9 protein-coding genes are annotated in these 12,914 nt (G+C 57.7%); all 9 read right to left on the bottom strand.

What is annotated here, in order from left to right; translation table 11 throughout:
• Positions 1-6 precede the first annotated feature (6 nt).
• Entirely contained in the window at positions 7-966 is a 960-nt protein-coding gene (locus Q1Q75_RS10530; RefSeq protein WP_300670143.1) for a hypothetical protein, read from the bottom strand.
• Positions 959-1,933, bottom strand: a complete 975-nt coding sequence (locus Q1Q75_RS10525; protein WP_300670141.1) for a PP2C family protein-serine/threonine phosphatase — start codon at positions 1,931-1,933, stop codon at positions 959-961. The genes Q1Q75_RS10530 and Q1Q75_RS10525 overlap by 8 nt, the downstream gene beginning before the upstream one ends.
• Positions 1,933-2,766, bottom strand: a complete 834-nt coding sequence (locus tag Q1Q75_RS10520; protein WP_300670139.1) for an MBL fold metallo-hydrolase — start codon at positions 2,764-2,766, stop codon at positions 1,933-1,935. Before Q1Q75_RS10520 ends, Q1Q75_RS10525 begins: the two co-directional genes overlap by 1 nt.
• 76 nt (positions 2,767-2,842) lie before the next feature.
• Entirely contained in the window at positions 2,843-4,873 is a 2,031-nt protein-coding gene (locus Q1Q75_RS10515; RefSeq protein ID WP_300670137.1) for a DUF3131 domain-containing protein, read from the bottom strand.
• Positions 4,870-6,396, bottom strand: a complete 1,527-nt coding sequence (locus Q1Q75_RS10510) for a DUF3131 domain-containing protein (protein WP_300670135.1) — start codon at positions 6,394-6,396, stop codon at positions 4,870-4,872. The genes Q1Q75_RS10515 and Q1Q75_RS10510 overlap by 4 nt, the downstream gene beginning before the upstream one ends.
• Before the next feature lie 12 nt (positions 6,397-6,408).
• Positions 6,409-7,902 carry a DUF3131 domain-containing protein gene (locus Q1Q75_RS10505; RefSeq protein ID WP_300670134.1) on the bottom strand — a complete coding sequence of 498 codons (1,494 nt, stop codon included), beginning with the start codon at positions 7,900-7,902 and terminating at the stop codon, positions 6,409-6,411.
• Entirely contained in the window at positions 7,899-9,359 is a 1,461-nt protein-coding gene (locus Q1Q75_RS10500; RefSeq protein ID WP_300670133.1) for a DUF3131 domain-containing protein, read from the bottom strand. The genes Q1Q75_RS10505 and Q1Q75_RS10500 overlap by 4 nt, the downstream gene beginning before the upstream one ends.
• Positions 9,356-11,170 carry a glycosyltransferase gene (locus tag Q1Q75_RS10495; RefSeq protein WP_300670132.1) on the bottom strand — a complete coding sequence of 605 codons (1,815 nt, stop codon included), beginning with the start codon at positions 11,168-11,170 and terminating at the stop codon, positions 9,356-9,358. The genes Q1Q75_RS10500 and Q1Q75_RS10495 overlap by 4 nt, the downstream gene beginning before the upstream one ends.
• Complete coding sequence (locus Q1Q75_RS10490; protein ID WP_300670131.1) at positions 11,167-12,912, bottom strand: glycoside hydrolase family 9 protein; 1,746 nt, start codon at positions 12,910-12,912, stop codon at positions 11,167-11,169. Before Q1Q75_RS10490 ends, Q1Q75_RS10495 begins: the two co-directional genes overlap by 4 nt.
• Positions 12,913-12,914 lie beyond the last annotated feature (2 nt).

The raw sequence follows: 12,914 nt of genomic DNA, 5'->3' as shown, positions 1-12,914 counted from the left end.
AAGGGGTTACAGCACCCATGACCAGACCGCGGAGATGCTGCCGTCTTTGAACGTCCCGGTATCCGGGGAGGATGGATTCCAGGGGTAACGATTGCCTGAGTAATTGTTGTACTGAATGGACAGGGTCCCCGGATGCCAGTCGAAGAATCCGAATCCGTAGGTATAATCCGGGTCCCAGGGCTGTTGTTGATCGGGCTCGGGATAGTAGTTGCAGGTGAGGTTGACATACCACCAGGTGTGGATGGTGTATTTAAGGGAGAGAGAGAGGGTTTGTTTCCATTTTTTTTCCGTAAGAGAGGCCAGATCTGAGTAGTTGGGGGTGAGGGAGTAGTTCAGGCCTCCGGCCAGCCCTCCGGTGGAGTGGACGATGAAGAGCTCTTCAATGCTGCGGGGAATGGGAAATTTCCAACCCAGGGAGAAGGCACCGCCAGAAAAGTCGGTGACCTTCTCTTTTTTTTCGCGGTCCGGGTTGAGGCGGTTGCCTCCATAGTTGGCATACGTGAGGCTGAAGGTATAGGGGTGCCAGTCGTCATAGCCGAAGGTGTAGGAAAAATCCGGGTCCCAGGGGGCCTGGCAGTCCGGGCACCAGGGGTTGCTTTGATCAAAGTCCAGATAGCCGTTGAAAGTGACAGAGGCAAACCAGTAGCTCAAGGGGTTGTATTTGAAGGTGGCCCCCAGGGTAGATTTTCGAAAGCCCTCCCCACTCTGATCGCCGTCAATGCCTCTGGATTCCCGGATCGTGTCTTTCAAGGGGAAGGTGACGCCTATGTTGCCGCTCAGGCCTGAGAAGAGATTGCGCCACTCCGAGGGGTGTTCTTTTTCCATGAGGTCACGCAGGGGCATGGAAAATGAGGTGAGGGCCGCTTGATAGATCTCTTCCAGGGTCTCTGCCCGGCAGAGATTGGTTTTTAGAAGGGAAAGACAGAGCAGGAGACTCAGGGCGATAGAGAGGGGCGGTTTAAACAAATTCAACCCCCAGCATGGTGATGTCATCGGTTAAGGGCATGTGTTTTCCAAAGGCCATCATGTGCTCGTGGGCCGTGGTGAGGAGTTCTGCAATGGGAAGGTTTTTATTGGCTTCCAGAAAGTTTTGCAGGCGCACGTCCCCGTAAAATTCTCCCTCTTCATTTTTTGATTCGGTCATGCCGTCTGTGTAGAGGATGAGTTTGTCTCCAGATTGCAGTTCAAGCGTTTCTTCATCGAAGGGGAGCACCCCTCCCATGCCCACGATGGTGCCTCCTTCCCGCAGGAGAGTATAGTCTCTGTCGGGGTGAAGCAGGACCGGGGCTGGATGAGCGGCGTTGCTGTAGGTGAGATGTCCTGTTTTGAAATTGATGACGAGGTACACCGCCGTAAAATATTTATCAAAACGTTCCATCGGGTACTCTTCATCGAGGATTTGAAGGACCTCGGAAGGGGGGGTGATGCGATAACGGGGAGGGTCCTCCTGCTTTCGTTTCACCAGCATGCCGTTCTGGGCATTGAGCCGCTGGGAGACGGAGACGGTCACCAGGGCGGAGGGCACGCCATGGCCGCTGACATCGAGAATGTAAAGCCCCATATGGTCCTCATCGAGACGGAAGACGTTGAAGATGTCACCCCCAATGCTCTGGCAGGGAAAAAATTTCCAGGCAAATTTGAGCTGCTCCACATCGGGGGCCGCCTGCGGCAGAAGGCTGGCCTGGATACCCGCCGCGACCTTCAGATCACTCTCCAGCTCCTGCTGGGTGTCGTACATCTGCTGGTTTAAGGTGGCGAGTTCCCGTTGGGATTGGGAGAAATGGGCGAGGATGGTTTTCAGGACCCGGTTGTTTAAGTCATGGTCTTTTTTTTCGGTGCGGTAGCGCACCGCCGCCTTGAAGACATTGAAAGCCATGTCCCGTTTAAGTTTGAAACCTTTGAGCTCGGGCATTCCCAGTTCTTCGATATCCATCAGCTGTCTCCCTCTTCAGTGACAATACGGTCGATGCCTACTTTGTTTAACTCCAAGAGGCGGGCCCCGATGATACGCAGGTCTTTTCCCATGGGAATCACGCTCCCGTGCTGGGGCGCGGCCATGCCAGCCGGGGTCTCTAGAATTTTTTTAACCGCGTGGCGCAGGGCTTTTCCCGAGGGCATGATCATTTGGTGAAACTTCTGGATGTCCTTGATGGGACAGTACTCTTGTCCATGGGGGCACACGGCATGACCGATGCACTCTTTGCAGATCTCTTTTAACAGGATGAACAGATCCCATTGGGTGCCGTAGCTTCCGAACAGATCGCTGGTAAAGACGACTCCGCTCTGATCGTCGAAGGTGATGAAACTTCCGGCGCTGTGGGCATAAGGCGTCCGGACGAATTGCAGGGTCCGGCCCGATGAAAAAGTGAACCGGTCGTTGTATTTAGCGATGTCCACCAGGGTGGACGACGGGCCGTAGTGATGGATGAAAAAATTGTTTTCAAGGGTGGACATAATGCGCAGGTCATCGCGTTCGATGATGTCCTCATAATCGGAGACACTGCCGCAGAGGTCCGGGTCGTAGTGGTGGTAAATCAGCGCCCGGATATCCGAGGGGTTGGTGCCGGTTTTAAGAATTTTGGTCATCACCGTGGGAAAATCAGGCCGGCTTCCCCCGTCAATGACCACGGCCTCATCCCCATCCACAATGAGATAGGGGTTGCAGTGGAGACCGCTCTTTTTATCGTAGAAGCCCACCCAGTAGATATTTTCGGCAATTTTGATGGGGTTGTCGTAGTCGAGGTTCAAGTTGATTGTGTGGGGCATGGGTGACTCCTTAATGTAGATAATCCTTTTTCGTAAAAAAGGGGCGACGGAGACGAACAGCCCCGTCACCGGTCCATCAATCCGGTGAGAGAAGGAAGGGCACTCGGTTTCGCTTCAGGTACAGCATCGCTTCGAGAATGACGGCGTTGGTGTTGATATTTTTTGCAGGATTGACCTCGCCGTCCGGATAGACCCCTGCATAGAAGCCATCCTTTGGATGTCTCAGGCCGATGACGTGATGTCGCAGTGCCGTGGCGTAGGCATCATCATAGAGGACGCTCCAGGCCATCGCCGCCTTGGTGGAGACCGTCGCCAGCTCCGGCACCGGTTTTTCATCATGGGCGAGGCAGACCCAGGGAATTCCATTGTAAAAAAGGGAGTTGTAAACAAACCAGGGCTCTTTGTCGAAGGCGTCTTCGTTGACGGCGGTGATCTCTCCGCTTGTGAGCCAGTGTTGTTTTTGAATGCCGTAGAACGCCTCGGTGAGAGAGGAGAAGGTGTTGTTGATGGCGCCTATCTCCATTTTGGCCATGACGAAGGGATCGCTGGTCAGAAAGGCCCGGTCCCGGGTGTCAAAGAGCATGTCCAGGCCCAGGAGGGTCATTTTTTGAGTCTCGGCATAGTCCAGGGCCTGGCGGACATCGTGATCAAGAAGTGTAAACCCCATGGCCGCATATTGCTCGTAGCCCAGGCGTCCCTCCTGCCGGATGACCTCGGTTTGGCCGTTGTACAGGGCGTTGTTGAGCTCCCGGTACATGACGAGGCGGTCAAATGTCCAGCGTTGAATGACTCGCTCCACGGGCTCTTTCAGGTCAGGAAACCAGGCTTCGGTGATTTTGAGCCAGATGAGCAGGCGGCCGATGTCCAGGGCAGACCATCCACTGCCGTGGTGGGTCGGGCGACTCTTGAGGTCTGTCATCTCTCCGGTCTGGGTGTTGTATTGCCGGTTGGGGAGTTCGTCGTTGTAGAGCTCCATCACCTGAAAGGTTTCCAGGAGCCGAATGATTTTGGCCTGCCCTTCCTGGGGGGGGATGAGGTTGAGTTTTAAGGCGGCAACATAACCGGCCAGGGTGCTTCCCAGATCCCAGAGGGTGGCGTAGGGGTAGTCGTGGCTTCCGTTAATCATTCCGGTGTTGGTCTGGTAATTTTCATTGAAGTAGCCCCAGGCTGTGCGGGCGATGGCCTGCTCTTCGTCCGTCAGAGGGCCGGCCTGGCCTCTTGCCGCTCCGCGGATGACAGGGCCTGGCGGGGTGGGGCGGATTCTGTTGGCCACCCGCCCCTGGGTGGAAGGCGCGTCAGGGGGCGGCAGGGGCGCTTCTACGAGGGTGCCGGTTTCGGCTTGGGAGGGCAGGGCAGCGGTCCCCTCGGCAGGGGGTGGCAGGGGAGGTTGGATGTGCCGTCGGGGGATCGCGGTCTCTGGAGGCGGGATGGGCGCAGGGGGACTCTCCGTGCCATGGCGGGATGCGCGTTCTTCCACCGGCATGTCGGCTACCTGATCAGTCAGGGCCGGAGGGCGGGGGAAATATTGTCGTGAGACGTTGATTTGTGGCTCCACAGGTTTGACCTCGGGTATTTTAAGCCCCTGGACCGGGCTGTCGTAACGGGACAGGTGAAGCGTCTCCTCCATCTCCAGCACCCGCTGTTCCTTATTTTTTCCAGAGAAGGGCAGGGTGCCGGTAACGCCCGCTTTGAGCCGTGCGTTGACCTGCTCTGTGTAGAGGCGAAGGGCCGTGCGTTCGGCTTCCCAGGAGGTCTGCCCTTCCAGGAAATAACGGACCGCTGTGGACCAGCTTGTGTAGGCCATGGCGTTGTCGGCTTTTTCAAAGGCAATGGTGGCAAAGATATGGGCCAGCCCTGCTTTGCGAAGGGAGGCCTTGTTCCGGGATTTTTTAAGGAGGCGGTCTCCGGTTGCCATCCAGTTCTCTGCGGCATCGATCCATTTCTGCTCATTAAAGTGGGCCAATCCCTGCCTGTAGAGGGTGAAATCCCAGGGGGCCTCTGTGGTGCCCGGGCTGAGGGCAGGGCGCAGAAGGAAGAGGCAGAGGAAGAGGAGGGGAATCCACCGCCACTGTTTTGGGATCCAGGGATGTCGGGGGTGTGGGGTCACGGGACGCATCCTTTGCGTTCCAGGGGGAGGCATTTGCCTTCCTCTTTAAAGGGATCGGTGATCTGAAGATCGTAAAAAGGAATCGGTCGTTCGTCCTGGGGGTCTGGACAGGAGGATAGTTTGCCTTGAGATTTGTACAAGAGGGTCTCAAGAACCGCGGCGTTGGTGCCGGAGGTGATGAGCTTCATGTGCTCCCCTGTGTTCTCAAGGCGTCCTTCGTACCACCCTTTTTCCGGGTCATTGAGGCAGTGGACCAATTTCATGAGGCGGTCTGTGTACGGTGTCTTCCACAACCCCCACATGCCAAAGGCCGTGCGGGTGGAGACCAGGGCCTGGTCTTCATGATGCTGCCCGTTGTCGGAGATCACGTTCCAGGGGTACCCCGCCGCAAAGATGGAGTCGTAGACAAAATAGGGCGGCCCCTCCACCTGGTGGTCGGTTCGGGCGGTGAAGATGTGATCATTCATGTAGCGTGCCTCCTGAACCTCGTAAATCGCATCGGCGATGCGGGCCATGTCCGGCTCGCTGTGATAGCTGTCCCACCCGTTTCGCTGATCGGTTTTATCCCAATTGAACTCCAGGCCATCCAGCAGGTATCCCATGCTGAGCACCGGGGCGTAGGTGTTGGTTTCCCGGACATCCCGGCTGTCGTAAGGAAACCGGACGCCATAAAGGGTCGCCATCTCATACGGTTCGATTTTGGAGGCCTGGGTGGTGGAGAACCCCCAGAGCTGGTATCCCCGGGCGCTGTACTCCTCATAGCCGAGGCGCCCCTCTTGAAAGGTGTCAATTTTGTTGTGGACCTTCAATCCCCCGTAGAGGGTTCCGCAATTGTCTAAAATATCGCAGAAATTCCATCGGAGGACCGCTTTGTCGATGTACTCCGAAAAGATCGGGTACCGGCACTTGACGATGTAGAGCCAGGTGAGAAGCCGTCCGATGTCCATGGCGGACCAGCCGATCTCCCCCGGTTGGTTGGAGTAATCGACCATGGCACCGCTCTGGGTGTTGTAGACCTTGTTGGGCAGCCGATCGAAAAAAAGGGGCATGGTGTTTAAAAAATGGACGACGCTGCTCAGTCGCTCGTCAAACTCACACGGGGTGATAATGTCTAGCTCTCGGGCGGACACCATGGCCGCCAGATAATCGCCGGTGTGCCACATGGTGGTCGCCGGGTAGCGATCCACCGAGTTCACAAGCCCCGTCTTGGGGTTGTGATTGTTCTCAAAATAGTGCCAGGCGGTCTCGGCGGCTTTTTGCTCGTGTTCGTCCAGGGGCCCATGCCGCCCCTGCCTGAAAAGGGGCGAGTTGTGGGTGCTGGTCAGGCCATTGCTGACGCCTCGGACCAGCACCCCACAGCCCGTCAGAGCAAGGAGGGTGAGGCCAATAAGGAGGAGGCCGAGGAGGCGGTACCTCCGGTTGCGTTGAGACAAGGAGGCGGCCCGGATGCCAGAACCTGAAGGGGGCATCCCTCGGGATAGGTTGAGTCGTGGCTTGTCAACTGGGCTGATTCTCCGGCGCATGGTTCTCCGCTTTTAATGGGTCTCTTTTCGAAAGGCACCACAGGAGTCTCGGTGACCCGGGAAGCACTGATGGGTCCCGAGAAATTCGTTTTCCAGGGTCTGATCCCATTTGCTGGGCTGGTCTGAAAATTTAAGCAGCTTTCCTGCGGTTTTATACAGCAGGGTTTCGAGGATGATGCCGTTGTTGTTGGCCGTAAAGGTGTTGATGAGGCCCCCTGTTCCTTCGTATCTTCCTTCGTAAAAGCCCTTGTCTGGCTCGTAGAGTCCGGAGACCGCGTCGTAGAGAAGATCGGTATACGGGGTCTCCCAGAGGGTCCAGAGTCCAAAGGCCCCTTTAAGGGCAATGGCTGCGTATTGAGGCACATAGCTGCCATCTTCGGTGATGGTGTTCCAGGGGTATCCGTCCGTGTAGATGGTGTCGTAGACAAAGTAGGGAGGGCCGTCGAGCTGGTGCTCGGTGCGGGCGGTGAGGATGCCCGTGACGCGAAATCGTGAGACCTGAACCTGATAAATACGTTGAGCAAAGTCGGCGTTGACGCGGTCGGTGTGCCGCATGTCGTTGGAGTCGCGGTCTGAGACCAGATCCCAGTTGAGCTCAATCCCGTCCAGGACGTAGCTTTCGCACACCACGTAGTTGTGAGCCACCAGTTTTCTCGGATCCCGCGTATCGTAGGGGACATTGACATCAAAAATCAGGATAAAGGCATAGGGCTCGGGTTTCGAGGCCCGGGTGGTGTCGAATCCCCAAAGCTGGAATCCCTTGGCGGCGTACTCTTCATACCCGAGGCGTCCCTCCTGGACGTATTGGGTTTTCCCCTCGTTGACGACGGCCCCGTACATGGTACCGCAGTTGTCCAGGACCCGGCAGAAATTCCAACGGAGGATAAAGCTGTCGATGGCGTTTCCATGCTCGGGGAAGCGTTCTTTGATGATTTTGAGCCAGATGAGAAGGCGACCGAGGTCAAGGGCCGAATAGCCAATTTCACCGGGTTGGTTGGCATAGTTTACCTTTTGTGCGTTCTGGGTATTGTACGCCTTGTTGGGCAGCTCCCCTTGGAAAAAATCCATTTCGTTAAAGGTTTTTAAAATTTTGGTCAGGCGCATATTGAGCTCATTTTTATCGATGAGCCCCAACTCATAGGCGGCCACCAGGCCCCCTAAATACGAGCCGGTGTCCCACATGGTGGTGGATGGGTAGTCATTCACGGCATTGACCAGACCTGTCTCCGGGTTGTAGTTGTTCTCAAAATACTTCCAGGCCCTTCGGGCCAGGTCCATCTCCTCATCGGTGAGGGGGCCATTTCTTCCCGGGTGGCGGCCCGAATTTTCCACGGTGGCCGGGGTTGGTTTTTTGTCGATGGCCACGGTTTCGATGCGTTCGGGGTCTTTTTCGTCATAGGTCGGCACAAGCTGAAAATCATTGGGAGCGCAGGCGCAAAGTGACAAAAGAATCCCTCCCATCAAAAGGCATCTTATTTTCCTGTTCCATCCATTTTGTCTCTTCATCCGTTCTCTCCGTGCAAGGTCTGTGTGGCGGTTTTCAGGGGTTTGCCCGGCACGGTGTGGCCTGGCAAAGGCGAGCCCTCCGGAGAGGGGGGTGTCCGATTTGCAGAGGGTTCCATGGGCACTGAGGTCTGCGTGAAATCATCCATGTTAAGAAGTTTTCCAAACGCCCGGTGACACAGGCTCTCCAGGATGATGGCGTTGGTGTTGCAGGTGATGGCCGTGTTCGGAGCGCCGGTTTTTTCATAGCGCCCGGAATACCAGCCTTTCTGGGGGTCATGGAGTCCTTGAATGGCCTGCACGAGGCGTTGGGTATAGGCCGTGTTGTAAATGCTGTCCCACCCGAAGGCCGCTTTGGTGCTGAGGCTTTTGAAGTCTGAAGCGTCTTCCCCCTCTTCGGTGATGCAGTTCCAGATTTTTCCGTCTGTGAAGACGGTGTTGTAGACAAACCAGGGGGCCACATCGATGTTGTCCTCACTGACGGCCGTGAGGGTGCCGGTGGCCTCAAATCGTGCCTGCTGGGCTTTGTAGACGCGAAAGGCAAATTCCCGGGAGGTTTCATCCCAGCCGTACTCAAGGGCGTCTAAAATATAGGGCTCGCTGACCACGTAGTTGTGGGCATGGTAGATTTCCGGGCTTCGGCTGTCGTAGGGGACCTCGACCCCATAGACCGTCACGAAGGCGAGGTAATCCCGGTAGTCCAAGGCCTGACTGACATCGAGCCCCATCAGGGTAAAGGATTTTGCCGCATACTCTTCGTAGCCGATGCGTCCCTCTTGAAGGAGGAGGGTCTGGTTTGTCTCGTCACGGGCCGCGCCGTAGAGGCGCCCCTGTTGAAGGATGGCGCCGAAGTCCCATGTGGCTAAGACCTCACGAATGGCGGGGGTGTGTTCGGGATGGTTCCAGACCAGGTAGGTCATGGGGGTCAGGAGGCGCCCGATATCGATGGCGGACCAGCCAATGCCCTCCGGGGTGGGTTGGTTCTGGTAATTGACCATGGCCCCCGTGAGGGTGTTGTACGATTTGTTGGGCAGTTTGTTTTCAAACAGGGGCAGGCGCTTCAGGGTGGCCAGCAGGGTGGCGGTGTCGGTGTCAAAACGATCCCGGGAGATGAGGCCGAGTCGGTGGGCGGAGATCAGCGCCATAAGGTAGGAGGCGGTGTCCCACATGGTGGAGGCTGGGTAGCCGTCCACGGAGTTGACGAGACCGGTCTCCGGTTGGCGGTTGTTTTCAAAATAGGTCCAGGCGATGCGGGCCCATCCTTTTTCGGTGCCAGAAAGGGGGGCGGGCTTTGTGATGGACAGGGTGGCGGTCTCCTCCACGCCGGGGAGGGGCCGTCGCTCCAGGGTCGCTTGAAAGTCGGTCTGCTCAAGGACGATGACGGTGCCAAAGGCCGCGATGAGCCCTAAAAGGAAGACGATGTGGCTTCGAGCTTTTAAAAGTCCTTCCGCAAATCTCATGTCGATGTCTCCGTTTCTTCAGGGGGCGGCGTCCAGAAGGCGGCTCGGACGATGCCGGCCATGGCCAGGATATTGTTCACGCCCCAGAAGGCGTTGGTCAGCAGCCCATTGACGTTGGTGAATCGACCCAGCCCGGCCATGATGCCCGCGTAGACCAGGCCAGAGGCGGTGAGAACCATGACGAGAATCTGGGGGATGACAAGCTGGACAAAGGTCCCCTCCTGACGGGTTTTGGGCGTGACGGGGAAGGAAATTTTTTTCCCGCGGAGGACCGTGACCAGGGCCCGGAAGTTGATGGGGAAAAAGGCGAGGTAAAAGGATTGCCCCGACCAGGCCGACACCCCCCAGGTACCCACCATGGTGGCCAGGGTGTTGAGAAAGAGGAAGGGGAGGATGTGCTTGTAAAAATCCATGGAATAAGCGGCCACCGGGGCGATGCCGGTGAACAGATAGATGATGGGGGCCGAAAGAAAGACCACGTTCCAGATGCAGCCCAGGTAGGACCAGAAGGTCGCCCCGTACATCAGCCGCTGGGCAAGGCTCATGCCCCGTTTGAACAGCGGGTTGTCGTGAAGGGCCACATCAATGGTGCCGCCGGCATATTTGAACCGCTGCACCGCCCAGCTGACCAGATCCTGGGTGGAGAGCATTTTGGATTCGACCTGGGGGTGAAAGACCGATTTCCACTGCCGGTCGGGATCGGAATGGAGCACGATGGAGGTATACATGTCTTCGGATACATGGAATTTGTAGGGGGTCAGCTCGGTCTCTAAGGCAAGCTCCCTCTGCATGGCTTCGGTGAGGTCTGCCTTAAGGGTTTCGTCTTTTACCTCCCGGGTGATTTTGCTGATAAACCGGTCCATGGCACCTGAGTAGGTTTTGAGGGCGGCTTCCATCACCGCTTCACGGCGGTGAATGGAACCCGCCCCACAACAGAAGGAGGCGTTGGCCCAGTTTCGCCGTCGCTGGATGACATCATAAAACATCTGGGGGCTGTTGCAGAAGGGGTCCTCCCCCACCTGAATCGGCCCGACGATTTTTTCGATGCCCCGTCCGAGAAGATAGCCCGGTTTGCCCAGGGGCTTTTGCAGCACCTGGGGCAGGGGGGTGCCCGGCGGAATCTCGAAAAACCATTGGGGGGTCTGGACCCAGGCCACATCCGGGTCTCTGAAGTAGCCCAGGGTTCGTTTCAGCAGGGTGGGAAAGGGACGCGTGTCGGCATCGCAGATGACAATGAAGTCTCCAAAGGTCTGTTCCATGGCGTTTTGGAGGTTCCCGGCTTTGAACCCGGTGTTGTGGGTGCGGGAGATGTAGTGGACGCCTTCTTCCTCAGCCACCTGGCGCATCTCTTCTCGCCTGCCGTCGTCTAAAACGTGAATGGTGAAGTCTAAAGGGTGAGGGTAGTCCATGGCCTTGGCGTCCCGAATGCTGAGCCTGACCAGCTCCGGTTCCTCATCATAGGTGGGAAAGAAGAGATCCACGTGAAGGGGCCTTTTTTCAAAGGCACCGGGGTTGCCCACACAATCGGTAATCCAGGCCGGTGGTTGCTGGGCAGGGGTGTCCCGCACCGCCCAGAGGTTGATGACAAAAAGAATCAGCCCGACATAGGCGAAGGTTTCCGCCAGGACCAGGGGCAGGGCGAACCAGAGGGCGTCGTAATTGAGGGAGGAGGTCCATCGCCACACCACATACCAGAGCCCGACCCCCATGCTCAGGGTGGCCAGAAATTGCCAGAGCAGCTCCCGGGGGATGGAGTAGGCAATGGGCTCTGGAGGCCGGAGGGATTCATATTTTTCGAAGTAGGCGGTCATGGCACTCTCCCGGGCGAGGTGGCAGTCAGATGAACAATGAGCCCGATCAGGGACGCGTTGTAGTCGATGGCGTACTCGTTGGTGGCGTAGGACCGTGGGTCATCAACATAGCTTCGCAGGCCTTTGCCTTTGGGGGCGATGCCGTCCTCGGCGCTGGCGTTGGCCCCCCCCACGAGCAGGCCGGGGATACTTTTTCCTAAGGCTCGGGCAAAGAGGTGGTTGCTATGGCGGACCGAGTGCTCGCCCAGGCCGGTGACGAAACTGATCCCGAAGGGGTTGATGCCCAGCAGAAAGTTGAGCTGTGCGCTGGCAGCGGAGAGGTACACGGGATTGCCGGTCTGTTCATAGGCCAGGGCCAGGGTAATCCCCTCTTCAGCGATCATTTTGTTGGAGCCCCAGATCAGCCGGGGGTTGGCGGTGAACCAGGGGCATTTTTTGACATGGAGAATGAGGGTGTCGGCCCGTAGAATGAGCTTTTTTTTCAGGCGAGCGGTGAGCCTGGTCGCCTTTTTTTGATGGTGGAGGAGATTGGCCATCCCCAGGGCGGACGGGTCTTTCCATTCATATAGCCCCCAGGGGAGCATGGGGAGGATGCGCTCCACTTCCTTGAGAAAGGGCGTCTCCCGGGTGGTGATGAAGAGCTCGGCCGCGGCCCAGAATCGGTCGTCCAGATCGGTGGTCAAGGTGGCCTCTCGATCCACAGGAGAGTAGAGGTAGGGGCCGGACCCACTGTCGTCTCCGGGCTGATGGTCGATGAGCATCTCCGGGTTGGCAACGAGAAATTCCCAGGCCTTTCGGGCCGCGGAAAGGCACTGGCGGCTAAAGACCGGGTCCGATGCCTTGTACACGCGGGCGGCCATGGCAAAGGCGGCGGCGGCCTTGGCCGTCTCAGGTGAGGAGATGCCATAGAGGTACCGTGTCTGGGAATCTTCGTCCGGTGAGATGGGCGACGGCCAGGAGCTGCCGGAGAGTTTTCGGTAGAGGGCGCCGTCGGATCGCTGCATGCGCAGCATCCAGAGGAGGCCGACCCGGGTCTCTGTCAGGAGATCGCAGGTGGGGCTGGCGCGGTCGTGATGCGGCAGGGAGAGAGAGAGAGCTTTTAACGGCGTCGGGGCTTTTTCCCAGGCAGCGAGAAGCCGCCCTGCGGTGATGGCCGTGGTGGCGACGTATTTTCCGAAGTCTCCGGCATCGTGCCACCCTCCGCGGGCATCGACCCGTGTCCCCATGGGGGCGAAGGGATCCTCACGGGCGACCAGGGCATCCTGGAGGTGGCAGGGTCCGTGGCGGAGCCCGGTGAGGGGGTCCTCCAGCGCCACGCCGCAGCGCTGCAGGGTGTAGGATCGCAGCAGGAGGGTCAGGGCGTCGGTATAAATTTCATGTCCGATATGGAAATCCAATGAGCGGATGCCTTGCCATGTGATGTGGTACCGCCCCTCTTTTTTTAACGCGGAAAAGTCCAGTATCCGCAATGGGGTCGCTCTGTTTTTCTCCCGGTAGGGCCGTCCGGGGGTTATCTTGAGCATCGGTGTCTGGGTTTCGGAATCCACCAGGATGGCTTTGGCTTCTTTGGGGCCTGACGGGTCACCGGTGAACAGGGCCCGTTTGGGCAGGTGGGGAAGGTAGCCCACCTGGTTCACCAGGATACGGGGGGGGGCTGGTTTCGGGTGCATGGCTTTGGCCCAGGTGCCGACAGGCCAGGCAATCAGGGCAAGGAGAATAAGGCGCGTCAGGATTCGGATCACGG

It is taken from the genome of Desulfoluna sp. (assembly GCF_030145185.1).
Classification (GTDB): domain Bacteria; phylum Desulfobacterota; class Desulfobacteria; order Desulfobacterales; family Desulfolunaceae; genus Desulfoluna.
The sequence above is the reverse complement of the archived record's forward strand: the minus strand, read 5'-3'. Positions and strand labels throughout refer to the sequence as shown.